The sequence below is a fragment of the Nonomuraea sp. NPDC004354 genome, from assembly GCF_053602555.1.
Window position 1 is genome coordinate 524188 of record NZ_JBSGDV010000001.1, and the last position, 23370, is coordinate 547557.

Below are 23370 nucleotides of genomic sequence, written 5' to 3' on the forward strand. Positions count from 1 at the left end.
TGCCAAGAGGAGGGCAGATTAGGCGATAACCTCTCTTTCATGACCGGATCCTTGCTCGAGGTGATCGCGCTCGACGCGCGCGACGCCGTGGCCGCGGAAGAAGGTGGCGCCGACCGTGTCGAGGTCGTCGCCGACATGGCGGCCGACGGTCTCACCCCCGCGACGGAGACGGTCGCGGCGATCGCCAGAGCGTGCTCGCTGCCCCAGATGGTCATGCTGCGCACCGACCCGAACTTCACCTCCGAGTCGCTCGACAAGCTCGTCCCCAAGGTGAAGGAACTGGCCGAAGCGGGCGCGGCCGGGTTCGTCTTCGGCTTCCTGACCGCCAAGGGCGCCGTGGACCTGGAGGCGACCGAGGCGCTCATCCACGCGGTCTCGCCGCTGCCGTGGACCTTCCACCGGGCCGTCGACCACGCCGCCGACGTGCAGGCCGCCTGGCGGGCCGTACGGCTGCTGCCGAACCTGGCGACCGTACTGACCTCGGGCGTGCCCGCCGGCGTCGCCGAGGGGCTGCCCGTGCTCAAGGCGCGCGCGGAGGCCGGCGACGCCGGCCTGATCCTCGCCGGCGGCGGGCTCAAGCTGCCCCACATCCCCACGCTGCTCGACTACGGCGTGCGCGCCTTCCACGTGGGCAGCGCGGTGCGCCCCTCGTGGACCGCCCCCGTCGAGGCCCGCCGCGTCGCCCAGTGGCGCTCCCACATCGACAGGGACCTCTGAACCCACAGGACCCGCTGACTCGACAGGGACCGCTGACGGCGGCGCCGGTCAGCCGAGCGCCGAGTCCGCCCGGTGCAGGGCGGCGACCAGGGTCTTGATCGTGGCCGGCTCGTCCATCACGCCGCCGCCGGCCGCGCTGCGCTCCTCCCAGGCCCGCACCCGGGCGGCGTACGCGTCGTAGTGCGCCAGGTGGAAGGCATGGACGGTGGCGAACCGGGACACCAGGTGCGAGGGGTGCATGTCCCACCCCTGGTAGTAGCCGTGCGCCAGCGAGTGCCTGACCAGGGCCGCGTGCCTGCGCCACAGCGCGTGCACGTCCGCCGTCGCGGCCGAGGCGGGCGAGGCGGCCAGCGAGCCGTCCGACAGCTCGACCCCCGTCCCCGCGAACGCGGTCTGCATGACGTGGCGGGCGTGGTCGCAGGCGGGATGGTCCAGGCGCTGCTCGTGCGGCGGCAGACCGAGCGCGGCGGTGTAGTCGAAGACGCCGAAGTGGGCCGCCGCGAGCCGTCCGCCGAGCGACTCGGCCAGGTCGGAGCGCAGGAACAGCACGGTCTGCGGGGCCTCCACCTGGATCTCGAAGCGCAGGGGGGCGGCGAGGCCGAGCTCGCTCTCCAGAGCGGCCAGCACCTGCGCGAACTGCCGCAGGTACTCCTCCATCAGCACCTTGGGGAAGGTGACCGTGAAGCCGGGCGGCAGCTCGCCGGCCCGGTCGAGCAGCTCGGCGAGGAACAGCTCCAGCGTGCGGATCGAGCGGTCGGGGTCGCCGTCGGCGAACGACTTGACCCGCAGCCCCCACCGGCGCGGCAGGCCGCCCTCGGCGTGCAGGCGGGCCAGCGCCGCCGCGGCCGCGACCGCGTCGCCGTCCTCGGCCCCCGGCCGCACGCCGTAGCCGTCCTCGAAGTCGACGCGCAGGTCCTCGACGGGCTCGGCGGCCAGCTTGGCGGCCACCCGCGCGTGCACGTCGGCCGCCAGCGCCGGGGGCAGCCCGAACACCTCGGCCATGGCGGCGGCGTCGGGCAGGTGGTCCTTCATCAGGTCGAGCGCCTGGCCGCCCCACGAGGAGGGCGTCGAGGAGGAGAACAGGTCGGCGGGGACGTAGACCGTGTGCACGGGCTGCCAGCCCGGCTTCGGCGCGGGATAGCGGGCCTGCTGGACCCGGTGGACGTCCGCGAAACCGGCGACGGTGATGCGCATCGTCACACGCTACCGAGCGCCGAGCGTCATGGTCACGGCGGTACGGGGGCCGACCGGCCGCAGGCGGCCAGCATCGCCTCCAGGCCGACCAGCTTGACCCGTTCCCCCCTGCCGAGCGTCCTGGCGAGGGCGACCTCGGCCGCCTCGATGGCCAGCCAGTCCTCGTAGGTGACGGGCCTGACGCCGCGCTCGGCCAGCAGGTCGTCGATGCGGGCGACCGCGCCCGACGGGGCGTCGGCCAGCAGCGTACGGACGGTCTCGGCGGCGTCGGACTTGTTGGTGCCGATGACGCCGGTCGGCCCGCGCTTGAGCCAGCCCGCCACGTACTCGCGCTCGTGCACCCGGCCGGCGACGTTCGGCACGGTCATCGTCTCGGTGGAGAACGGCACGCCCGGCAGCGGCACGCTCTGGTAGCCGACCGAGCGCAGCACCATCCCGACCGGCAGCGTCTCGAACTCGCCCGTGCCCACCACTCTGCCCTCCTCGGACAGGCGCGTGCGCTCCAGGCGCAGGCCCTCCACCCGGCTGGTGCCCAGGATCTCGACGGGACGCAGCCAGAAGCGCACGTCCAGCCTGCGGGGGCGGCCCACCGGCGGGCGCTCCGACCACGACCGCAGCACCTCGATGTTGCCCCTGATCTGGCGAGGGAAGTCGGCGCCCAGCACCACCGCCTCGTCCGGCCGCACGCACACGTCGGCGTTGCCGACCTCGCCCAGCTCCCGCAGCTCCTTCAGGGTGAACTTGGCGTGCTCGGGCCCGCGCCGTCCGATCATGTGGATCGCCTTGACCTGGCTGTCGGCCAGCCGGGCCAGCACCTCGTCGGGCACGTCGGTACTGCTGAGCTCGTCGGCCGTCTTGGCCAGGACACGCACCACGTCCACGGCCACGTTGCCCACGCCGATCACGGCGACCTCGGGGCTGTCGAGCTCGAACATGTCGGGCGAGACGTCGGGATGGCCGCAGTACCAGTTCACGAAGTCGGTGGCGGCGACGCTGCCGCGCAGGTGCTCGCCCGGGATGCCCATCTTCCTGTCGACCATCGCGCCCGTGCAGTAGACGACGGCGTCGTAGCAGGCCAGCAGGTCCTCGACGGAGACCTCGGCGCCGAGCGTCAGCCCGCCGAGAAACCGGATACGCGGGTCCTCGAGGACCCGCCTGAGGTAGTTGGCGATCGACTTGATCGAGGTGTGGTCGGGCGCGACGCCGTATCTCACCAACCCGAACGGCGTGGGCAGCCGCTCGAGCACGTCGACCTCGACCGGTTCCCTCGACTGCTTCACCAGCGCCTCCGCCGTGTAGATGCCGGCGGGGCCCGATCCGACGACTGCCACGCGCAACGACACGCTGCCTCCTCGGTGGCGACGCTATGTTCGTGATTGTGTACCGACCAGACGCAGGCGGCCAAGCTCGTCCAGGAATCCCGTATCGCCCGTCCTGACGAACCCGTCCTTGGCGAACACCCTCGCGTCCCCGTCTCCGACGTACCCGCTCATGACCGCCTGCGACCGCAGCAGCACCTCGCCCTTCTCCCCGGCGGGAAGCGGGTGGCCCGCGGGGTCGCGGACGGACACGTCCACGCCGGGGCGCGGCCTGCCGACGGTCAGCTCGGCGTCCTGCGGCGGGTCGTCGGGGCGGGTGCCGAGCCCGAGCCCCGCCTCCGTGCACAGGTAGCGGTTGCAGACGGGCACGCCGAAGCGCGTCCGCAACCGCCTGATCAGCTCGGGCTCGGCGGGTCCCCCGCTGGACAGGACCAGGTCGAGCGAGGGCGGCTCGCCCGGCACCTCCAGGATGGCGGCCAGCTGCTCGGGCGTGCCGTGCAGCACCCGCAGCCGCCGCTCGCACATCAGGCGCAGCGCCGCCTCGGGGTCCCAGCGCGGCAGCACGTGCGTCGTCCTGCCGGTCTGCAGGAACGCCGGCAGCCGGGTGGCGAAGGCCATGTGGCCCATCGGGTGCCACAGCAGGCGGGAGTCGCCCTGGCCCCAGCGGGCACCCGCCCCGTGGGCTCTGATCGCCTCCAGTTGCCGCTCCCCGAAGACCGCCGCCTTGGGCGGGCCGGTCCTGCCCGAGGTGTGGGTGATCACGACGGGCCGCCCGGGGTCGGGCGGCAGCGGGGGCGGCGGCGCCTCGTCCCTGGCCAGCCCGCCGAACCCGGTGCCGGCCAGCGTCACGACGTCGAGCCCCGGCAGGGCCGGCAGCAGGCCGGGAACGGTGACGACGATCAGCGGATCGAGCCGGGCGAGCAGGCGCACCCTCAGGGGATGGTGCGGGTCGACGCCCGCGGCGACCGCGCCGATCTTGACGGCGGCCACGTAACAGACGACGTACTCGGGACCGTCGGGCAGCACGAGGGCGACCACGTCGCCGATGCGTGTCCCGCGGTGGGCCAGGCCCGCGGCCACCTGGTCGGAGAGGCGGTCGAGATCGGAGAAGGACAGTCGGGAGATGCCGGAGTCGACCGCCACACGCCCCCCGAACCTGCGCGCGGCCTCCCCGGCCAGCAGGCGCAACATGGCGACTCCTGACGAAAAGGCGCACGAGATTCCTACCCGCCCCGTGCCGCCTCACGCAGGGCGATCTTGTCCAGCTTGCCGGTGGCGTTCACCGGCAGCTCGTCGAGGACGAACACGCGGCGGGGCACCTTGTAATCGGCCATGTTGGCCTTGGCCCACGCGCGTAACCGCTCCTCGCTCACCTCGGCGCCCGCCCTCGGCACCACGTAGGCCCACCCCGCCTCGCCCGACCTGTCGTCCGGCACGCCGATCACCGCGGCCTGGGCCAGCGACCCCTCGTGCAGCAGCAGCGACTCGACCTCCGCGGGCGAGACATTGAACCCGTTGACGATGTAGAGCTCCTTCTTCCTGTCCACGATCGTCAGGTTGCCCGCCGCGTCGAGCACCCCGATGTCGCCGGTGTGCAGCCATCCTCCGGCGTCGATCACCTCGGCGGTCTTGTCGGGCTCGCCCCAGTAGCCGCGCATCACGCCGTAGCCCCGCTGCAGGATCTCGCCGCGCTCGCCCTGCGGCACCTCCTTGCCCATGGCGTCCACGATCTTCACCTCGATGCCGGGCACCGGCCGTCCCGCCGAGCCCGCGATCACCTCGACGGGGTCGTCGTGCCTGGTCATCGAGACGACGGTGCCCTCCATGAGGCCGTAGGCGTTGATCATGCGTTCGAGACCGACGCGCTCGACCAGCCGGGTGACAAGCGAGGCGGGCACGGCCGCCGCCCCGCAGATGGCCACCCGCAGCGACTTCACGTCGCACGGCCGCCGGTCGAGCTCCTCCAGGAGGCGGGCGAAGAGCGTCGGCGGCCCCGCCAGGATGGTGATACCGCCACTCTCGACGAGCGTCGTCAGGGCGTCGGGGCTGAAGGCCGCGACGGGCATCATCGTCGCCCCGCGCATCACGCACGCCAGCAGCCCCGCGTTGAGACCGAAGCCGTGGGCGAAGGGGGCGATCACCGGGTAGCGGTCGCCTTCGCGCAGCGTGACGATCTCCGACCAGTCCCAGTAGCCGCGCAGGACCTGGGCGTGGTCGAGCATGACGCCCTTGGGGGTTCCCGTCGTGCCCGACGTGGACATGATCTCGCACAGGTCGTCCCCCCGGACGGCCAGCGCCCTGGCCTCCGTCTCCGCCACGCTCGCCAGCGCGCCCCGGACACCCTCGAAGGGCCGTACGTCGGGCAGACGGTCCTCGCCGATCAGCATCGACACCCCGGTCCTGCGGGCCAGCTCGGCCGCCTCCAGCCGTTTCGCGCGGGCCGAGATCGGCACCAGGACCGCGCCGGCGTCCCACACGCCGAAGGCGTGGACCGCCCACGACAGGTCGTTCGGCCCCCAGACGGCCACCCTGTCGCCCGCCCGCACGCCCTGGGCGATGAGCGCGCGGGCCACCGTCCGGGCGCGCTCGCGCAGCGCGGCCATGCCGAACTCGAGGGTGACGGGCGCGTCGGGACGCTCCCTCGCCCGCTCGCGCAGCATCCGGGGGATGGTTTCCCACTGCATGACGTGCTCCTACACGAGTGCTGCTAGACGAGGGCGCGGTCCCTGCCGAGGTGGTGGCCGCGGTGGTCCGTGAGGATCCCGGGCGTCGCGGTCTCCACCGCCTCGGGCGAGACCTCGACGGCGATGGAGACGGGGGTGAGCGCCGCCAGGGCCTGCTGGATGCGGGCGCGCCACATCGGGTTGGCGACGAGGCTCTGCCGCGCGAAGGTCACGGTGAGCGTGGCGGAGTCGAGCGTGCCCTGCCTGCTGACGGCCAGCTCCCAGCCCGACACCCCGTCGACCTTCGACAGCGCCTTCTCGACGCGCGGCAGCGAGACCCAGACGCCGCGCACCAGCACGTGGTCGCCGACGGTGTGGGCGAGCCGTCCCCCGACGGTGACGTGCCCGGTGCGGACCGCGGTCTCGCCGTACGGGACGACCAGTTCGGCACGGCCGGCGGTCACCGTGGCGTCCTTGTCCAGCGCGCCGAACGCCAGCACGCCATCGGCGAGCGGGACCAGCGGCTCGGCCTCGCCGGCCCGCCAGGCCAGCGCGCCGCCGGAGAAGGGGCTGGAGTAGACCTCGCTCACCTCGGCGGCGAACTCGGCGGCCAGGTGGCCGAGCGTCCGGCGGCCGGCGATCTCGCCGGTCAGGACGATGGTCCGCAGGCCCAGGTCGAGCGGGTCCAGCAGGAACTCCAGGTGCAGCCTGGCCAGGAAGTCCATCGCGCCCGTGGGGGTGGCCACCAGCGCCGTGGCCCCGAGCGCCTGCAGCGCGTGGTGCAGCCGCATCCTGCCGCGCGGCCCCACCGAGGCGGCGGCCTCGGCCACGCCGGCGGCGGCCGCGGCCCACAGCCCGCCCGCGGGCTCGGCCAGCGCCACCACCACCCTGTCGCGCTCTCCCACGCCCGCCGCCCTGAGCGCCTGCGCGGTCAGCTCGGGCCGCAGCGGGAAGGCGAAGGAGGCGTCGGGCGCGAGGTGGAGCAGCCCTGTGGCGCTCCGCGGCGCCAGGTCGTCGCGGGTCAGCCACCGGGTCACTGCATCACCTCGGTCATGAAGACGTTCATCGAGTCGCAGACCAGCTCGTGGGCCAGCCCGCCCACCTGGCACTGCAGGATCAGGTCGGTCGCGCCCGCCTCGGCGATGCGGGCCACGGCCTTGCGTGAGCCCTCCACGTCGTCGACCACGACCATCAGGTGCTCGCGCAGCGTCGCCATGGCCTCCTCGGGTGGCATCCCGGCCGCCAGCTGGCCGAGCACGCGGTGGGTGGCGTGCCGGGCGTCGTAGTAGTCGGGCGGGGTGACCAGGTTGACCTGGCGGCGGATGTACCACAGGACCGCGTCGGCGGCCTCGTCGCGCGCGGTGCCGACGTACCACGGGATCATCAGCGCCACGCGCCGCGTGGCGGGGTCGAAGCCGTTGTCGGCCAGGCACTCCTTGTAGCGGGCGATGTCGGCGGCCACGTCGTCGACGCCCTTGAGCATGGTCATGCCGAGCAGGTTGTAGCCGTGCCTGGCCGCGGCCAGATAGCCGTCGAGCGAGGTGGACGCCACCCACACCGGCGGGTGCGGCACCTGGGCGGGGCGCGGGTAGACCGCCACGTCGGGGATCTCGAAGTACTCGTTCGACCTGCTGATCGGCTCGCCGTCGGCCCGCCAGATGTCCAGCGTCGCGGCCAGGCTGTCCTCCCAGATCTGGCGCGACTTCTCGAACGGCCGCTGGAAGGCCTGGTACTCCAGCGGCGAGGCCCCGCGTCCGGTGCCGAACTCCACCCTGCCGCCGCTCAGCACGTCGAGGGTGGCCACGCGCTCGGCCGTCCTGATCGGCGACTGGAACGGCAGCAGCACCACGCCGAGCCCCAGATGGATGCGGGTGGTGCGCTGGGAGATCGCCGCCAGGACCAGGTCGGGCGCCGAGGAGTGGGAGAAGCCGCGGGTGAAGTGGTGCTCGACGAACCACGCGGTGTCGAAGCCCAGGCGGTCACCCAGGACGACCTGCTCGATCACGTTCTCGAACGCCTGCTGTTCGACCTCGCGGGTCCGCCCGCGGACCTCCAGCTCGTATCCCAGGCTGATCCGCATCCACGCCTCCCGATTGATAACCAAGCGCTCGCTTGGTTGAGCGTAGCAGCCGACCCGGACTTGCGGGAAGGGCGCGGGGAGATCAGAGTGAGTGTCCGTGAGCGCGGAGAAGCGGCGAAAGCAGGGGCTGAGGCGGTCGAAGGACGGCACGCACCCGGAGATGAGAACGCGTCGCGCCCGAGAGGCTTCCGACGAGCCGGCCTTCGTCGAGGCCCGCAGGTTCGAGGCGTTCGGCAGGGTGATGGCGGCGCTGGCGAGCGAGGCGGAGTTCATCGAGTCGTGCCGCGACCTCACCTGGTGGCGCGGCGCCGACCACAGCTGGCACATCTCCTGGCGCGACGGCCCCTACGCCGGCGAGGTCGCCGCGCTCCTGGCCGAGCATGTGGGTGAGGACGTGGGCGAGGACGTGGCCGAGCATCTGGGTGCCTACGGCCGCGCCGGAGACCTGGTCGGCCCGGCCGGTACCGGCGCCCGCTCCTCGGCCGTGCTCGAGGTGATGGGGGTGCGCTTCGAGCTGCGCGCCGTCGATCCGCTCGGCAGGTCGAGGGCCGGTGCGCGGCCGCAGTTCTGGCGGCTGGCCGAGGCGCTCGACACCACCCGCAGCGGCAACGCCAGGCGGCCGTGGGAGGAACTGCTCGGCGGCTAGCCGATCTCCAGGCGCGCCCGGTGCGCGCGGGGCGGGCCGAACAGCTGGGCGTCGGAGGTGGCGCGCTTGAAGTAGCGGTGGGCCGCGTGCTCCCACGTGATGCCGATCCCGCCGTGGATCTGGATGCTGTCGCCGGCCGCCTTCAGGTAGGCCTCCGAACAGTAGGAGCCCGCGATCGCCGCGTTCTCCCTCGTCGGCTCCCGCGCCGCCGCCCACGCCGCCGACCGCGCCGACTCCACCACCAGCAGCAGGTCGGCCAGCCGGTGCTTGATCGCCTGGAAGGAGCCGATGGGGCGGCCGAACTGGTGGCGCAGCTTGGCGTAGGCGGTGGCCTCCTCCAGGCACCTGCTCGCTCCGCCCACCTGCTCGGCGGCCAGCGCGACGACCCCCAGGTCGCGGACCCGCTCCCAGGTCGCGCCGTCGCCTGCCCGCCGTACGGGGACGTGGTCGAAGGACAGCGCGGTGAGCGGGCGGCTCTCGTCCATCGTCGCGTACGGCACGCGCTCCGACGGCTCGGCCTCGACCAGCCGCCCTCCCACGTAGACGAGCACGGTCTCGGCGTCGAGCACGTAGGGCGCCCGGCCGGTGAGCCGCTCGCCCTCAAGGACGCAGGAGTGCTCGCCGGGCAGCACGACGGTGGCCGTGCGCGTCCCCTCCGCGATCGCCCCGAGCAGCGCCGGATCGTCGGTGGCGGCGGCGGCCATGACGGCCGTCTGGAGGAAGGGGTGCGGCGACAGCGCTCTGCCGATCTCCTCGGCCACGACGGCCAGCTCGCGGATGCCGCATCCCGCTCCGCCGTACGTCTCGGGGACGGCGAGCCCCGCCGTCCCGAGTTCGCCCGCGAAGCGCGCCCACGGCGCGTGCGGATGGGCGGCGAGAAAGGACCGGACGGTCGCCCGCAGCTCGGAAAGGCTCACGAAAGCCGATGCTAACCAAGCAATTGCTTGCTATGCCAGTGACCTCTGGTTGACCGAAATTTACTTTGGCTGTAAGTCCGCATAGTCTGATTAGTGCACTATGGAGAAGTTTGTTCTTGATTACGCTGATTTCGCCGAATATGACCGGCGACAGCGCGCCATTCAGCGCCACGTGCTGGCCGCCTTCCTCGGGGGAGTGGTGGTCGGCTTCATCGGCGCGCTCGTCGCGCCCATCGACCCGGGGATCTACGACCCCTACGTCTACTTCGCGCTGCCCATCCTGGTGGGCGCGACCGCGAGCGGGTTCGGGTGGGCTCTGCTGGCCACCTTCCTCGCCGTCGTCACCACCCTGGTGGCGGCCATGGGAGGCAGCGCGCTGCGCGGCGACCTGGGCTTCGACGCCATCGGCGACACCGCCGTGGGGCTCAACATCCTGGTCGCCCACCTGGTGGTGCTCGGCCTGCTCGCCTACGTCACCCGCAGGCGCGACCTGTGGGGCGACCTGGCCACCGGCATCATCTCGGGACTGCTGCTCGGCGACATCATCGACCGTGCCACCCCCGGCGGGCTCGACTGGCACGCCGGCTTCTGGCCCGCTCCCGCCCTCGGCCTCGCCGGCCTCGCCCTCCTCAGCCTCATCGCGCTCCGGCGCACCACTGCCGGCAGGCTGCGCGCCGCCGTGGTCGCCTGCGTGGTCACGGGAGCCTTGGCGGGCGCGCTCCTGGCCCTGTAGCGGGGGAAAGTCGGTAGCCTGTAGGTCTTCACCTCCAGTCCCTAACGAGGAGTAGCCGTGTTGCTGCGCATGTCGTCGTTGTTGCTTCGCACCCTGCGGGACGACCCGGCAGACGCGGAGGTCCCGAGCCACAAGCTCCTCGTCCGTGCCGGCTACGTCCGCCGCGTGGCGCCCGGGATCTACTCCTGGCTCCCGCTGGGCAAGATCGTCCTGGAGAACGTCACCCGCGTCGTCCGCGAGGAGATGAACCGCATGGGCGGCCAGGAGGTGCTCTTCCCCGCCCTGCTGCCCCGCGAGTTCTACGAGTCGACGGGCCGCTGGACCGAGTACGGCGACACGCTCTTCCGCCTCAAGGACCGCAAGGGCGGCGACTACCTGCTCGGCCCCACCCACGAGGAGCTGTTCACCGACATGGTGAAGGGCGAGTACTCCTCCTACAAGGACTACCCCGTCACGCTCTACCAGATCCAGACGAAGTACCGCGACGAGGCCAGGCCCAGGGCGGGCATCCTGCGCGGCCGCGAGTTCCTCATGAAGGACTCCTACTCCTTCGACCTCGACGACGACGGCCTCAAGCGCTCCTACGAGCAGCACCGCGAGACCTACATCCGCACCTTCGACCGCCTCGGCATCGACTACAAGATCTGCTTCGCCACCTCGGGTGCGATGGGCGGCTCGGCGTCGGAGGAGTTCCTGGCGCCCACGCCCACCGGCGAGGACACCTTCGTCAACTGCCACCACTGCGGCTACGCGGCCAACGCCGAGGCCGTCGTCACGCCCGCGCCCGCCGTCAGGCCGCTCGAGGGACAGCCCGCGCTGCAGGTGCTCGACACCCCCGACACCCCGACCATCGAGACGCTGGTGTCGTTCGTCAACGCCGAGCACGGCCTCGGCATCACCGCGGCCGACACCCTCAAGAACGTCGTCGTCAAGGTCACCACCCCCGGCTCCGACAAGGCCGAGACGCTGATCATCGGCGTGCCCGGCGACCGCGAGGTCGACTTCAAGCGCCTGGAGGCCGCCCTGGCCCCCGGCGAGCCCGCCATCTTCGAAGCCGACGACTTCGCCAGGCACCCCGGCCTGGTGCGCGGCTACATCGGCCCGCAGGTGCTCAAGGACCTCGGCATCCGCTACCTCGTCGACCCGCGCGTGGTCACCGGCACCTCCTGGGTGACCGGCGCCAACGAGCAGGGCAGGCACGCCGCCAACGTCGTGGCCGGCCGTGACTTCTTCCCCGACGGCACCATCGAGGCCGCCGAGGTCCGCGCGGGCGACGCCTGCCCCCGCTGCGGCAACGAGCTGTCCATCGACCGCGGCATCGAGATCGGCCACATCTTCCAGCTGGGCCGCAAGTACGCCGACGCCGCCGGGCTCGACGCCCTCGGCCCCGACGGCAAGCCGATCAGGATCACGATGGGCTCCTACGGCATCGGCGTCTCGCGCGCCGTGGCCGTGATCGCCGAGCAGAAGTACGACGAGCTCGGCCTGGTCTGGCCGCGCGAGGTGGCCCCCGCCGACGTCCACATCGTCGGCACGGGCAAGGAGAACCAGGTCGAGGTGGCCGTCCAGCTCGCCGAGGAGCTCGAGTCGCGGGGGCTGCGCGTCCTGGTCGACGACCGGCCCTCGGTCTCGCCCGGCGTCAAGTTCAAGGACGCCGAACTGCTCGGCCTGCCCACCATCCTGGTCATCGGCCGCGGCCTGTCCCAGGGCGTCGTCGAGCTGCGCGACCGCGCGTCGGGGACCAAGGAGGAGATCCCGCTGGCCGAGGCCGCCGAGCGCGTGCTCGCCGCCTGCCGCGGCTGAGCCGCCCCTGACGGTACGGCGGGCGGCCGCCCGCCGTACCACCGGTGGCCGCCTGTCCGGCTCGCCCGCCCTGGCGCGAGTTCGGCGTCCGCCGTTACATCACCGCCTCACGGGCAGCTGTGTCCCCGTGAAGCATCGACACATCGACGTGGACGGGGTGCGGACCTTCTACCGCGAGGACGGCCCCGAGGACGCCCCTGTCGTGCTCCTCCCGCACGGCTACCCGTCGTCCTCGTTCCAGTACCGGCACTTCATGCCCGCGCTGGCCGACCGGTGGCGGCTGGTCGCGCCCGACTATCCCGGCTTCGGCTACAGCGCCACGCCCGCGGACTTCCCGTACACCTTCGACGGCTACGCGGCCTTCCTCGACCGGTTCGCCACCCTCCTGGACCTCCGGCGCTACGCCCTCTACCTGCACGACTACGGCTCGCAGATCGGCCTGCGGCTGGCCATGACGGCGCCCGGGCGCGTCACTGGTCTGATCATCCAGAACGGCGACATCTACGAGGACGAGTTCGGCCCCAAGTACAAGCCGCTCCAGGACCACTGGGCCAACCCCACCCCAGCCGGCCGCGCCCGCCTCAGCCAGGCGGTCAGCCAGGAGGGGTTCATGGACGAGTTCGTCGGCGAGGTGGCCGACCACCTGGTCGAGCGGATCAGCCCCGACCTGTGGCGGCTGTCGTGGCCGCTGATGGACACGCCCACACGGCGCGAGATCGCCGTGGGGCTCATGGAGGGGCTGAAGGAGAGCCTCGAATGGTTCCCCCGCTACCAGGCCTATCTCGGGGAGCACCGGCCCCCGACGCTGATCGTCTGGGGGCCGCAGGACGGCTACATGCCCGAGGGCGCGGCCCGCGCCTACCTGCGCGACCTGCCCGACGCCGAGCTACACCTGCTGGAAGGCGGGCACTGGGCGCTGGAGACGAACCTGACGGAGATCGTCGCCCTCTCCCGCGACTTCCTGGCCCGCCTGCCGCGCTAGTAGCGGTAGTGGCGGTGCCGGCGACCGCCGAGGGACTTGCTGAGGTGGAAGCCGCCCGGCAGCCGGAGCGTGAGGTGGCGGCGGCCGTCAGGAGTGGTGCTCACGTGGAACCTGTGGTTGCCGAAGCTGTGCCCGACCCCGTGCCGAGACAGGTGGATCCTGAACGGTCCCACCTTGATCGACTTGCGGTAGTGCCAGCCCATCGATCCTCCTAGGGGAAAAGTCCGTGGTGCCGGGAAAACGACCGGCACCACGGCAGAGTTCCCAGGTCAGCGGTGACCACTGCGCCCCAGGGTCTTGCGCCAGTGGAAGCCGCCCGGCAGGTTCACCGACAAGGTCCGCCGCCCGTCGGCGGTCCTCGTCAGGCGGAAGGCCCTGGTGCCCCAGCTGTGGCCGACCCCGCCACGGGACAGGTTGAGTCGGAACGGGCCTATGTTGATGGACTTCTTGAAGCTCCAGCCCATGAATGCCTCCATCGGGGGGAATATGACCCGCCTCGGCTACCCATGACGATCGTTTCCAACCTGTCCCGAGGGTGAGAGGGCCACCCGCCCGCCCGGGGCGAGCGGGGTGTCAGCGGCTCGGCGCCGGCGCCGGGGTCGCCTGCGGCGCACCGGCGCGCGGGGGCATGCCGGGGAAGGCCGTGCTGACCGCGGGGCGGAAGCCGTACGACCTGACGGCCGACTCCTGCATGGCCAGCGCCGCCAGGCGGCGCGTCGCCGGCTCGCTTGCGGCGGCCAGCTCCAGGTAGGCTGCCGTGATCCCCGCCTCCACCTGGACGGCCAGCCGGACGGCCGCCGCCGCGGAGCCGGGCACGGAGGGCAGCGTGTAGGCCGCCTCCGGCTCGGCGGGCTTGCCACCCGCGGCCGAGACGAGCGCGCGCAACTGGTCGCGCCTGGCCCGGTGGGCGTCGAAGGCGGCCGTCACCTTGTCACGCAGGTCGCCCGTCGTGCGCGCGCCCATCAGGCCATAGGCGTAGACGGCCGCGTGCTCGGCGGCCAGCGCCTTGTTCACGGCCTGCACGTCTGTCACCGCGGACTCCCTCCGGCCTCGCCTGCCGTCCCCATGAGCCCCACCTGAAGAGCCTCCGTGCGCCTCGCCTGCGGAGCCCTCGTGTGCCTAGCCGGAAAAGGCCCCGTGAGCCCCGCCGGAAGAGGCCCCGTGCGCCCCGCCTGCGGAGCCCGCATGCGCCCCGCCGCGCCGGGGACGGGGCCTCCGGGGGATCCGGCGGCGCTCACAGCGACCTCGGCAGCGCCTGCGCGTGCAGCGCCTCGCAGGCGCCGATGCTGGCGATCAGCTGGGCCAGGGCGGGGGAGGCGGTGCCGAGCTGGCGGGCGCGCGTGGCGGCCGCCTTCCGCTCGGCCTCGCGCAGCCTGCTCAGCGACACCCTGGCCGGTTTCTTCGACGGCGACGGCGGCGCCGAAGGGGTGGCCGAGACGGCGGGCGCCGGCTCGGCGGGCAGCCGCCTGCGCAGCTCGACCAGGTGCTCCTCGTGCCGGGCCAGGAACGGCGCCAGCTTCGTCTCGCCGGCCTTCACCAGGACGGTGTAGAGATCGATCGTGCGCTCCTTGCCGGCGATCAGCTCGCGCAGCAGGAGATGCTCAGGGTCGGGCGCCTTCGGGGCGGCCGGCTCGGGGGTGCCGGCCGTACAGCCGGAGAGCGCCGCCATCGCCGCGCTCCCGGCGAGCACGGCGCGCCGGGACAGGGGAGGTGAGGACGACCTCCGGTCGGATGAGGAAGGCACAGTGCATCGTAAGGGGTGGGGCGGGCCGTTGGCGCGTTCCGCCTGTCGTGCCGTGATGCGATGCCGAGGTGTGATGCCGAGGTGCGGTAGGGTCTCGCTCTCGTGAGCCCGCGCCGCTCGAGCGTGTCGAGTGGCGCTCTTTCCGTGCCCTGGTGCGGATAGGGTATGAGCAGTCGTCGACTGAGCGGCCGCCACCACGGGCGGTCATGGATCGCAACACAATAGGGAGGTCGATATGGGCAGCGCATCATCCCGCGACCACCTGATGAAGCTCCTGGAGCCCGTCGTCGCCACCGCAGGTCTCGACCTGGAGGACGTGACGGTCACCCGCGCGGGCAGGCGAAGCGTGCTGCGCGTGGTCGTCGACAAGGACGGCGGGGTGACGCTCGACGACATCGCCGAGGTCAGCCAGGCCGTGTCCGACACGCTCGACGGCGACGACACGATGGGCCAGGCGCCCTACACGCTCGAGGTCTCCTCGCCGGGCGTCGACCGCCCGCTCACCGAGCCGCGCCACTGGCGCCGCGCGGCCAAACGCCTGGTCAAGGCGGAGCTGCGGGACGGCGGCCTGGTCGAGGGCCGCGTCCTCGGCGCCGACGACGACGGTGTGGAGATCGACGTCGCGGGCGCGCTGCGCAGGATCGACTATCAGGACCTGGCCCGAGGACGGGTGCAGGTGGAATTCCGCCGGTTCGAGGACGAGGAAGACGACCTCGACGACGACGGCGACGAGGGCTAAGGGGGAGCCTCGTGGACATCGACATGAGCGTCCTGCGCAGCCTTGAGCGGGAGAAGGACATCTCCTTCGACCTGGTCGTGAAGGCGATCGAGGACGCGCTGCTGATCGCCTACTTCCGCACGGAGGGCGCCGCGGCGAAGGCCAGGGCCGAGCTCGACCGTGCCACCGGGCACGTCACGATCTACGCCGCCGAGCTCGACGACGACGGCGACATCGTCAGGGAGTACGACGACACCCCCGGCAACTTCAGCCGCATCGCGGCCACCACCGCCAAGCAGGTCATCCTGCAGCAGCTGCGCGACGCCGAAGACGAGATCAACTTCGGCGAGTTCGCCAGCCGCGAGGGCGAGCTGGTCTCCGGCGTGATCCAGCAGGGCCAGGACCCGCGCGTGGTGCTCGTCGACCTCGGCAAGATCGAGGCCGTGCTGCCCCACAACGAGCAGGTGCCAGGGGAGGACTACGTCCACGGCGAGCGCATCCGCGCCTACGTGGTGCAGGTGAAGAAGGGTCACAAGGGCCCCTCGGTGACGCTGTCGCGCACCCACCCCGGCCTGGTGAAGAAGCTCTTCGCGCTGGAGGTGCCCGAGATCGCCGACGGCACCGTCGAGATCGCGGCGGTCGCCCGCGAGGCGGGACACCGCACCAAGATCGCGGTGCGTTCCCGCAAGTCGGGCGTCAACGCCAAGGGCGCGTGCATCGGTCCGATGGGCTCACGCGTGCGCAACGTGATGACCGAGCTGCACGGCGAGAAGATCGACATCATCGACTGGTCGGAGGACCCCGCGGACTTCGTCGGGAATGCCCTGTCGCCGGCGCGCGTTTCTCATGTCGAGGTTCTCGACCTGGACGGCAGGGTGGCGCGGGTCACCGTGCCCGACTACCAGCTCTCCCTGGCCATCGGCAAGGAAGGGCAGAACGCCCGGCTCGCCGCACGGCTGACGGGATGGCGGATCGACATCCGTCCGGACCCCAGGCGGATGATCCCGCCGGTTCCGTAGATGCGTCCAAGCGGTAAGCTGGAATATGGTGGCCAGGCGGCCCCGCTGAGAACGTGCGTGGGCTGCAGGGTTCGCACGGCTAAGTCCGAGCTGCTCCGTCTGGTGCTGGTCAAGGGCCATGTGGTCCCTGACCTGCGCGGACAGCTCCCTGGCCGGGGTGCATCGCTGCATCCTGACCTGAGCTGTCTGGAGCTCGCCGAGCGTCGCCGAGCGTTTCCGCGCGCTTTTCGCGTGCCGGGGCCGCTTGACGTCTCGCGACTGCGAGCGCACCTGGAGGGAGAACCACATGTCATGTAGGACGCCGAGTTGATGGGCGGAGTCAGATTGCTATGAGCGCCTGATGAGCACGCGGCGATGAAGACGTCAAGGTAACGACGGTCCGGACGGCACTGCCAGCCTCCCGGGCCGAGTAAGGGAGTGCAGTGGCGAAGGTCCGGGTATACGAGCTCGCTAAGGAGTTCGGCGTCGAGAGCAAGGTCGTGATGGCCAAGCTCCAGGAGATGGGAGAGTTCGTCCGTTCGGCGTCCTCGACCATAGAAGCGCCGGTAGTCCGCAGGCTCACCGAAGCTTTGGGCGTATCCAAGCCCACGAAGGGCGGCGGTTCGCCGTCCAAGCCGCAGCCGCCGAGGGCTGCCCCCCGGCCGGGCGACGCCCAGGCCGGCAGTGGCGCCCCTGAGGCGCCTGTCTCGTCGAGCCCGCGTCCGGGCCCGATTCCGAAGCCGGGGCCGCGCCCCGGTCCCGCCGGCGGCACCCCGCGTCCGCCGGTTCCGATGCCTCACCAGACGCAGCCGGAGGCCGCGCGCACCGAGCAGCCGCGCGAGGCCCCGCAGGCGCCTCGCTTCGAGGGTCCGCGCCCCACGCCCGGTCCTCGTCCCGGCCCCGCCGCGCGTCCCGGTCCGCGTCCCGGCCAGCAGGGCGGCCGTCCCGCCGGTCCTGGTGGCCAGCAGCAGGGCGCGCCGCGTCCGGGCGGTCAGTCCGGTCCCGGCGGCCAGCGTGACGGTGGCCCGCGTCCCGGTCCCAAGCCCGGTCCGCGTCCCGGCCCCCGTCCCGGCAACAACCCGTTCTCGTCCAACGCGACCGGCATGGGCCAGCGCCCGCCGCGTCCGGGTGGCCCGCGTGACGGCGGTCCCCGCGAGGGCGGCCCGCGTCCCGGTGGCCCGCGTGACGGCGGTCCGCGCGACGGCGCGATGCCGCGTCCGCCCGCCGGTCGTGGCCAGGGCGCTCCCGGCGCCGGCGGACCGCGTCCCGGTCCTGGTGCCGGTGGTCCGCGTCCCGGTCCCGGTGCGGGTGGTCCCCGTCCCGGTGGTCCGCGTCCCAACCCGATGATGATGCCGCAGGGCCGTCCTGCCGCTCCCGGTGGCGGCGCGGGCCGTCCCGGCGGCGGTGGCGGGCGTCCCGGTGGTGGCGGCGGCTTCGCCGGCCGTCCCGGTGGCGGCGGTGGTCGTCCCGGCGGCGGTGGCGGCGGTGGTTTCGCCGGTCGTCCCGGTGGTGGCGGCGGCGCAGGCCCGCGCACCGGCACCGGTGGTGGCGGTGGCGGCGGTGGTTTCGCCGGCCGTCCCGGTGGTGGCGGTCGCGGTCGCGGCGGCGGTACCGCAGGCGCGTTCGGCCGTCCCGGCGGCCGTCCGGCGCGTGGTCGCAAGTCCAAGCGCCAGAGGCGCCAGGAGTTCGACAACATGTCGGCGCCGTCGATCGGCGGCGTGCAGGTTCCGCGCGGCAACGGCGCGACGATCAGGCTTCCGCGTGGTGCGTCGCTGTCCGACTTCGCCGACCGCATCGGCGCCAACCCCGCGTCGCTGGTGCAGATCATGCTGCACCTCGGCGAGATGGTGACCGCCACGCAGTCGGTCAACGAGGAGACCCTGCAGCTGCTGGGCGCCGAGCTCGACTACAACATCCAGGTCGTCAGCCCGGAGGAGGAGGACCGCGAGCTTCTCGAGGCCTTCGACATCGAGTTCGGCGAGGACGAGGGCGACGAGGGCGACCTCGCGGCGCGTCCGCCGGTGGTGACCGTCATGGGTCACGTCGACCACGGTAAGACCAAGCTGCTCGACGCCATCCGCAACACCAACGTGGTGGCGCGCGAGGCCGGTGGCATCACCCAGCACATCGGTGCCTACCAGGTCGCCACCGAGCACGAGGGCGAAGACCGGCGCATCACCTTCATCGACACCCCCGGTCACGAGGCGTTCACCGCCATGCGTGCCCGTGGTGCCAAGGCCACCGACATCGCTGTCCTGGTGGTGGCGGCCGACGACGGTGTGAAGCCGCAGACCATCGAGGCGCTCAACCACGCCCAGGCGGCCGACGTGCCCGTCGTGGTCGCGGTCAACAAGGTCGACAAGGAGGGCGCCGACCCCAACAAGGTCAGGGCCCAGCTCACCGAGTACGGCCTGGTGGCCGAGGAGTACGGCGGCTCGACCCTGTTCGTCGACATCTCCGCCAAGAACGGGACCGGCATCGAGAACCTGCTCGAGGCCATCCTGCTCACCGCGGACGCCGAGCTCGACCTGCGGGCCAACCCGTCGATGGACGCCCAGGGCATCACCATCGAGGCGCGCCTGGACAAGGGCCGCGGCCCCGTCGCGACCGTCCTGGTCCAGCGCGGCACGCTGCGCGTCGGCGACTCGATCGTCTGTGGCGAGGCCTTCGGCCGCGTCCGGGCGATGCTCGACGACAACGGCGACCCGGTGGACGAGGCCACGCCGTCCTTCCCCGTCCTGGTGATGGGTCTGACGGCCGTGCCGAGCGCCGGAGACAACTTCATCGTCGTCTCCGACGACCGGATGGCCAGGCAGATCGCCCAGCAGCGCGCGGCGCGCAAGCGCAGCGCCGACATGGCGAAGTCGAGCCGTCGCCGCACCCTCGAGGAGCTGTTCAGCGACCTCGAGAAGGGCCGCGTCGACGAGCTCAAGCTCATCATCAAGGGTGACGTGTCCGGTTCGGTCGAGGCCCTGGAAGACGCCCTGCTCAAGATCGACGTCGGCGACGAGGTCAGGCTCCGTGTCCTGCACCGCGCCGTCGGTGCGATCACCGAGTACGACGTCAACCTGGCCGTCGCCGACGACAACGCGGTCATCATCGGCTTCAACGTCAGGCCCGAGCCCCGGGCCCGCGACCTGGCCGAGCGCGAGGGCGTCGACATCCGCTACTACTCGGTCATCTACCAGGCGATCGAGGAGATCGAAGCGGCGCTCAAGGGCATGCTCAAGCCCGAGTTCGAAGAGGTCCAGATGGGCACCGCCGAAGTCCGCGAGGTCTTCAAGGTGCCGAAGATCGGCAACGTCGCCGGTTCGCTGGTCCGCACGGGCACGATCGTGCGCAACAGCAAGGCCCGGCTCATCCGGGACGGTGTCGTCATCGCCGACAACCTCACCGTGTCGTCGCTGCGTCGCTTCAAGGACGACGCGACCGAGGTCCGCGAGGGCTTCGAGTGCGGTATCGGTGTCGGGTACAACGACATCAAGCTCGACGACGTCATCGAGACGTACGAGATGCGGGAGAAGCCGCGCGTGTGACGCACGGTAGGGCGCCCGGCGAGGCCTTCGCCGGGCGCCCCTCGCACGCCGGCGTTCGTGCGGCTCTCCCACCCTGGCCCCGGGACCTGTTCCCGGGCGCCACGGCCCTGAGCGGCCGTCGTGGACGAGCGTTTCCCGGGGCCGCGCGGCGGTCCCCTCCGGGGCCGGCCGCGGGGCTTGCCCGCCGGCAGGGTGCGGCCCGGGTCCGGGCCGCCGTGCTCGGTGCCGCCGGGCCGCAGACGGACCCGACGCGGCCGCCGCGCTCCGCGGCGGGCGTCGCCCGAGGGCGGAAGCCGGACGAGCCGGCGAGGTGTGCAGTCTCACCCCTACGAACCGGACTAACCGCTCGTACGGGTACGTTGTCGATACTGGTGCCGATCGTGTCCGCACGGACGGCACCGCCGCACGCCAGGGGACGGCCCGGGCGCGCGGAGCGTGCGAGGAACCGGACAGGGCTCTCCACCGCGGCCCGCCCGGACGGCCTCGCCCGCGACCGGACATCGGACCTGCGGTGGTTGCCAACGATGTATGTCGGTGCCCTGACCCTGGACATCCTGCTCGGCGACGTGCACTCGCTGAAGCAGAAGCGATCCGTGGTGCGTCCCATCGTCGCCGAGGTGCAGCGGCGCTTCCCCAGCGTCGCCGTCGCCGAGACCGGCCATCTCGACCTGCACCGCAGGGCGGAGATCGGCATCGCCGTCGTCTCCGCCACCGCGGGCAACTGCGGCGAGGTGATGGACGCCTGCGAGCGGCTGGTGGCCTACCGCCCCGATATCGAGTTGCTGTCGGCCAGGCAGCGGCTCTACAACGACGAAGACTGACCGAACACTAGGGGGATCAAGATGGTGGACGCCGCACGGGCACGCAAGCTCGCCGACCGCATCCAGCAGGTCGTCGCCGAGATGCTGGAGCGCCGGATCAAGGACCCGCGCCTGGGCTTCGTGACCGTGACCGACACACGTATCACCGCTGACCTGCGGGAGGCGACGGTCTTCTACACGGTGTTCGGCTCCGAGGCCGAGCGCGCCGACAGCGCCGCGGCGCTGGAGAGCGCGAAGGGGATCATCCGCTCGGAGGTGGGCAGGCAGACCGGCGTCCGCTTCACTCCGACGCTGACGTTCAAGCACGACCCGCTGCCCGACAGCGCCCGCCAGATGGACGAACTGTTCGCGGCGGCGAAGGAGCGTGACGCGGAGGTGGCCAGGCGGGCCGAGGGCGCCGCCTACGCGGGTGAGGCCGACCCGTACAAGAAGCCGGAGCTCGACGAGGACGAGGACGAGGACGAAGTCTCCGATCGCGCGGGATACTCCGCGACGTGACGCCGGACGTGCGTGACGAGACCCGCCGCCGGTCCGCCGGACCTCCTCCGGGTACGGCGGGCGGCGGTTCGGCGCGCCCCGCGTCCGCCGGCGCCCCCGAACGTGCGGGCCTGAGCACGCAGGCGGGCGGTCCGGTCGCGGGAGCACCGCAGGCGATCCCCGAAACGGTGTGGGACCGGGCGCTCGAGCTGATCCGCGACGCCGACGAGGTGGCGCTGGCCTGCCACATCTCGCCCGACGGCGACGCGCTCGGCTCGATGCTGGCCGCGGCCAAGGCGCTGGTCGCGATGGGCAAGCGGGTGGTCGCCTCCTTCGGCGAGCGCAGGTTCGCGGTTCCCAGGCTGCTGCGGTTCCTGCCCGCGCAGGATCTGCTCACGGTCCCCTCCGCCTTCCCCGCCGAGCCCGAGGTGATGATCACCTTCGACTCCTCGACGCTCGACCGGCTCGGGCTGCTGGCGGCCAACGCGGGCAAGGCGCGGGAGGTGATCGTCGTCGACCACCACGCCTCCAACCACGGCTTCGGCACCGTGAGCCTCATCGATCCCGGCGTGGCGGCGACGGCCGTCCTCACCGAGGAGCTGATCCGGCGCCTCGGGCAGCCGCTCGACCGCGACATGGCGACGCTGCTGTACGTCGGGCTGGTGACCGACACCGGCTCGTTCCGCCACTCCTCGACGACGCCTGCCGCGCACCTGATGGCGGCCAGGCTCGTGGCGGCCGGGCTGCGCACCGACGAGATCGCCCGCGAGCTGTGGGACCGTTCCCCGTTCGGGTACCTGAAGGTGCTCGGCGCGGCCCTCGACCGCGTGGTGCTGGACGACGACCTGGTGTGGACGTACGTCACCCACACCGACAGGGCCGCCTACGGCCTGCCGTACTCCGAGGTGGAGGCGATCATCGACGTGATCCGCCGCACCGACGAGGCCGACGTCGCGGTGGTGCTGAAACAGGACGACGACGGTGTGTGGCAGGTGTCCACCCGTTCCAAGGGCGGGGTCGACGTCGGCGCGATCTGCACGGCGCTCGGCGGCGGCGGCCACCGGTACGCGGCGGGATTCACCTCCCACGACGGCGTTGACGTGACGATGGACCGGTTTCGAGAACTGCTGAGGAAGAGTAGATGGCCGAGAGCGGTCTGATCATCGTGGACAAGCCCGCCGACTGGACCTCCCACGACGTGGTCGGCAAGATGCGGCGCATCGCGGGCACCCGGCGGGTCGGGCACGCCGGCACGCTCGACCCGATGGCCACCGGCGTGCTGGTGATCGGCGTGGAGAAGGCGACCCGGCTGCTGGGACACCTCGCGCTGACCGAGAAGGTCTACGAGGCGACGATCAGGCTGGGCGTCACCACCAACACCGACGACGCCGAGGGCGAGGTCATCGCCACCGCGGCGACGGACGGTGTGACGGCCGAGGCCGTGCGCAAGGGCATCGAGGCGCTGACCGGACGGATCATGCAGGTGCCTCCGCAGGTGTCGGCGATCAAGGTGAACGGCGAGCGCGCCTACAAGCGGGCGCGGGCCGGCGAGGAGGTCGAACTGGCCGCCCGGCCGGTCACCGTGTACGACTTCGCCGTCGAGTCCATCGACGGGCCCGACATCAGGGCGACGATCAGGTGTTCCAGCGGGACCTACATCAGGGCCCTGGCCAGGGACCTGGGGGCGGCGCTCGGGGTCGGCGGTCACCTGACGTCGCTGCGGCGCACCAGGGTGGGGCCGTACGACCTGTCCCTCGCCAGGACGATCGAGGAGCTGGCCGGTGAATGCGTGGTGCTGCCGATCGGCGCGGCCGTGTCGGCGGCCTTCCCCCGGCGGGACGTGACCGCCGAGGAGGCGCGGGTGATCTCGCACGGCGGGCGGCTGCCGTCGGCCGGGCTCGGCAAGGGGCCGATCGGGGTGTTCGGGCCGGACGGGGAGCTGCTGGCGCTGGTGGAGGAGCAGGGGCGCACCGCTCGCCCCCTGGCGGTCTTCGCCGGCTGACCGGCTCCCCGGCAGCCGGC

At 72.3% G+C, this 23370-nt stretch carries 24 protein-coding genes; 13 read left to right on the forward strand and 11 right to left on the reverse strand.

The window, feature by feature from the left end:
• Positions 1-39 precede the first annotated feature (39 nt).
• Positions 40-717: a copper homeostasis protein CutC gene (locus ACWENQ_RS02475; protein ID WP_354906757.1), complete on the forward strand. Its 678-nt coding sequence runs from the start codon at positions 40-42 to the stop codon at positions 715-717.
• Positions 718-765: 48 nt separating this feature from the next.
• On the opposite strand, the gene ACWENQ_RS02480 is transcribed toward ACWENQ_RS02475, so the two are convergent.
• The 6 genes from ACWENQ_RS02480 to ACWENQ_RS02505 are packed head-to-tail and all read right to left on the reverse strand — an operon-like array spanning position 766 to position 7973.
• Positions 766-1911 carry a DUF6986 family protein gene (locus ACWENQ_RS02480; protein WP_452412679.1) on the reverse strand — a complete coding sequence of 382 codons (1146 nt, stop codon included), beginning with the start codon at positions 1909-1911 and terminating at the stop codon, positions 766-768.
• 32 nt (positions 1912-1943) lie between these two features.
• Positions 1944-3254, reverse strand: coding sequence for an FAD-dependent oxidoreductase (locus tag ACWENQ_RS02485; protein WP_449917023.1), 1311 nt, complete (start codon positions 3252-3254; stop codon positions 1944-1946).
• Between the two features lie 21 nt (positions 3255-3275).
• On the reverse strand, positions 3276-4421 hold the full coding sequence (locus ACWENQ_RS02490; protein WP_449917020.1) for a class I adenylate-forming enzyme family protein: 1146 nt from the start codon (positions 4419-4421) through the stop codon (positions 3276-3278).
• Positions 4422-4453: 32 nt separating this feature from the next.
• The gene (locus ACWENQ_RS02495) at positions 4454-5914 is read right to left on the reverse strand and encodes an AMP-binding protein (protein ID WP_452412680.1); all 1461 of its coding nucleotides are present in this window, start codon (positions 5912-5914) and stop codon (positions 4454-4456) included.
• Between the two features lie 23 nt (positions 5915-5937).
• Complete coding sequence (locus tag ACWENQ_RS02500) at positions 5938-6930, reverse strand: hypothetical protein (RefSeq protein ID WP_452412681.1); 993 nt, start codon at positions 6928-6930, stop codon at positions 5938-5940.
• Positions 6927-7973 carry an LLM class flavin-dependent oxidoreductase gene (locus ACWENQ_RS02505; protein WP_452412682.1) on the reverse strand — a complete coding sequence of 349 codons (1047 nt, stop codon included), beginning with the start codon at positions 7971-7973 and terminating at the stop codon, positions 6927-6929. The genes ACWENQ_RS02500 and ACWENQ_RS02505 overlap by 4 nt, the downstream gene beginning before the upstream one ends.
• 160 nt (positions 7974-8133) lie before the next feature.
• Here ACWENQ_RS02505 and ACWENQ_RS02510 point away from each other — a divergent pair, with 160 nt between their 5' ends.
• On the forward strand, positions 8134-8619 hold the full coding sequence (locus ACWENQ_RS02510) for a hypothetical protein (protein ID WP_452412683.1): 486 nt from the start codon (positions 8134-8136) through the stop codon (positions 8617-8619).
• Here ACWENQ_RS02510 and ACWENQ_RS02515 read toward each other — a convergent pair.
• Positions 8616-9536 carry an acyl-CoA dehydrogenase family protein gene (locus ACWENQ_RS02515; RefSeq protein WP_452412684.1) on the reverse strand — a complete coding sequence of 307 codons (921 nt, stop codon included), beginning with the start codon at positions 9534-9536 and terminating at the stop codon, positions 8616-8618. The genes ACWENQ_RS02510 and ACWENQ_RS02515 overlap by 4 nt on opposite strands.
• Positions 9537-9636: 100 nt before the next feature.
• Between ACWENQ_RS02515 and ACWENQ_RS02520 the strand changes: the two genes are divergently transcribed.
• From ACWENQ_RS02520 to ACWENQ_RS02530, 3 genes are all read left to right on the forward strand, one after another.
• On the forward strand, positions 9637-10269 hold the full coding sequence (locus tag ACWENQ_RS02520; protein ID WP_452412685.1) for a hypothetical protein: 633 nt from the start codon (positions 9637-9639) through the stop codon (positions 10267-10269).
• Between the two features lie 57 nt (positions 10270-10326).
• Positions 10327-12072, forward strand: coding sequence for a proline--tRNA ligase (locus ACWENQ_RS02525; RefSeq protein ID WP_354906747.1), 1746 nt, complete (start codon positions 10327-10329; stop codon positions 12070-12072).
• 127 nt (positions 12073-12199) lie between these two features.
• Complete coding sequence (locus ACWENQ_RS02530) at positions 12200-13054, forward strand: alpha/beta fold hydrolase (RefSeq protein ID WP_452412686.1); 855 nt, start codon at positions 12200-12202, stop codon at positions 13052-13054.
• Here ACWENQ_RS02530 and ACWENQ_RS02535 read toward each other — a convergent pair.
• The 4 genes from ACWENQ_RS02535 to ACWENQ_RS02550 form a co-directional block, all read right to left on the reverse strand.
• Positions 13051-13257 carry a DUF4236 domain-containing protein gene (locus ACWENQ_RS02535; RefSeq protein ID WP_354906745.1) on the reverse strand — a complete coding sequence of 69 codons (207 nt, stop codon included), beginning with the start codon at positions 13255-13257 and terminating at the stop codon, positions 13051-13053. The genes ACWENQ_RS02530 and ACWENQ_RS02535 overlap by 4 nt on opposite strands.
• A gap of 66 nt (positions 13258-13323) precedes the next feature.
• Positions 13324-13530 carry a DUF4236 domain-containing protein gene (locus tag ACWENQ_RS02540; protein ID WP_452412687.1) on the reverse strand — a complete coding sequence of 69 codons (207 nt, stop codon included), beginning with the start codon at positions 13528-13530 and terminating at the stop codon, positions 13324-13326.
• A gap of 97 nt (positions 13531-13627) precedes the next feature.
• On the reverse strand, positions 13628-14086 hold the full coding sequence (locus ACWENQ_RS02545) for a ferritin-like domain-containing protein (RefSeq protein WP_449916998.1): 459 nt from the start codon (positions 14084-14086) through the stop codon (positions 13628-13630).
• Positions 14087-14288: 202 nt separating this feature from the next.
• Positions 14289-14723 carry a hypothetical protein gene (locus tag ACWENQ_RS02550; protein ID WP_452412688.1) on the reverse strand — a complete coding sequence of 145 codons (435 nt, stop codon included), beginning with the start codon at positions 14721-14723 and terminating at the stop codon, positions 14289-14291.
• A 310-nt stretch (positions 14724-15033) separates the two neighbouring features.
• Between ACWENQ_RS02550 and rimP the strand changes: the two genes are divergently transcribed.
• The 8 genes from rimP (at position 15034) to truB (ending at position 23350) form a co-directional block, all read left to right on the forward strand.
• Entirely contained in the window at positions 15034-15537 is a 504-nt protein-coding gene (gene rimP / locus ACWENQ_RS02555) for a ribosome maturation factor RimP (protein ID WP_449916993.1), read from the forward strand.
• 11 nt (positions 15538-15548) lie between these two features.
• Positions 15549-16535, forward strand: coding sequence for a transcription termination factor NusA (nusA, locus tag ACWENQ_RS02560; protein ID WP_452412689.1), 987 nt, complete (start codon positions 15549-15551; stop codon positions 16533-16535).
• Entirely contained in the window at positions 16536-16832 is a 297-nt protein-coding gene (locus ACWENQ_RS02565) for a YlxR family protein (protein ID WP_449916990.1), read from the forward strand.
• A gap of 125 nt (positions 16833-16957) precedes the next feature.
• Positions 16958-20050 carry a translation initiation factor IF-2 gene (infB, locus tag ACWENQ_RS02570; RefSeq protein WP_449916987.1) on the forward strand — a complete coding sequence of 1031 codons (3093 nt, stop codon included), beginning with the start codon at positions 16958-16960 and terminating at the stop codon, positions 20048-20050.
• Positions 20051-20574: 524 nt separating this feature from the next.
• On the forward strand, positions 20575-20871 hold the full coding sequence (locus ACWENQ_RS02575; RefSeq protein ID WP_354906737.1) for a DUF503 domain-containing protein: 297 nt from the start codon (positions 20575-20577) through the stop codon (positions 20869-20871).
• Between the two features lie 21 nt (positions 20872-20892).
• Entirely contained in the window at positions 20893-21369 is a 477-nt protein-coding gene (rbfA, locus tag ACWENQ_RS02580; RefSeq protein ID WP_354906736.1) for a 30S ribosome-binding factor RbfA, read from the forward strand.
• A complete protein-coding gene (locus ACWENQ_RS02585; RefSeq protein WP_452412690.1) occupies positions 21366-22508 on the forward strand; it encodes a DHH family phosphoesterase in 1143 nt (380 codons plus the stop codon). Before rbfA ends, ACWENQ_RS02585 begins: the two co-directional genes overlap by 4 nt.
• On the forward strand, positions 22490-23350 hold the full coding sequence (gene truB, locus ACWENQ_RS02590; protein ID WP_449916982.1) for a tRNA pseudouridine(55) synthase TruB: 861 nt from the start codon (positions 22490-22492) through the stop codon (positions 23348-23350). The genes ACWENQ_RS02585 and truB overlap by 19 nt, the downstream gene beginning before the upstream one ends.
• Positions 23351-23370: the final 20 nt, after the last annotated feature.

Bases quoted from the DNA above. Each gene is read 5' to 3' on its own strand.
- rbfA (WP_354906736.1), top strand. From the start codon at position 20,893: ATGGTGGACGCCGCACGGGCACGCAAGCTCGCCGACCGCATCCAGCAG.
- ACWENQ_RS02495 (WP_452412680.1), bottom strand. From the start codon at position 5,914: ATGCAGTGGGAAACCATCCCCCGGATGCTGCGCGAGCGGGCGAGGGAG.
- rimP (WP_449916993.1), top strand. From the start codon at position 15,034: ATGGGCAGCGCATCATCCCGCGACCACCTGATGAAGCTCCTGGAGCCC.
- ACWENQ_RS02490 (WP_449917020.1), bottom strand. From the start codon at position 4,421: ATGTTGCGCCTGCTGGCCGGGGAGGCCGCGCGCAGGTTCGGGGGGCGT.
- ACWENQ_RS02575 (WP_354906737.1), top strand. From the start codon at position 20,575: ATGTATGTCGGTGCCCTGACCCTGGACATCCTGCTCGGCGACGTGCAC.
- ACWENQ_RS02520 (WP_452412685.1), top strand. From the start codon at position 9,637: ATGGAGAAGTTTGTTCTTGATTACGCTGATTTCGCCGAATATGACCGG.
- ACWENQ_RS02565 (WP_449916990.1), top strand. From the start codon at position 16,536: ATGCGTCCAAGCGGTAAGCTGGAATATGGTGGCCAGGCGGCCCCGCTG.
- ACWENQ_RS02475 (WP_354906757.1), top strand. From the start codon at position 40: ATGACCGGATCCTTGCTCGAGGTGATCGCGCTCGACGCGCGCGACGCC.
- truB (WP_449916982.1), top strand. From the start codon at position 22,490: ATGGCCGAGAGCGGTCTGATCATCGTGGACAAGCCCGCCGACTGGACC.
- ACWENQ_RS02540 (WP_452412687.1), bottom strand. From the start codon at position 13,530: ATGGAGGCATTCATGGGCTGGAGCTTCAAGAAGTCCATCAACATAGGC.
- ACWENQ_RS02510 (WP_452412683.1), top strand. From the start codon at position 8,134: ATGAGAACGCGTCGCGCCCGAGAGGCTTCCGACGAGCCGGCCTTCGTC.
- ACWENQ_RS02480 (WP_452412679.1), bottom strand. From the start codon at position 1,911: ATGCGCATCACCGTCGCCGGTTTCGCGGACGTCCACCGGGTCCAGCAG.
- ACWENQ_RS02505 (WP_452412682.1), bottom strand. From the start codon at position 7,973: ATGCGGATCAGCCTGGGATACGAGCTGGAGGTCCGCGGGCGGACCCGC.
- ACWENQ_RS02550 (WP_452412688.1), bottom strand. From the start codon at position 14,723: ATGGCGGCGCTCTCCGGCTGTACGGCCGGCACCCCCGAGCCGGCCGCC.
- ACWENQ_RS02535 (WP_354906745.1), bottom strand. From the start codon at position 13,257: ATGGGCTGGCACTACCGCAAGTCGATCAAGGTGGGACCGTTCAGGATC.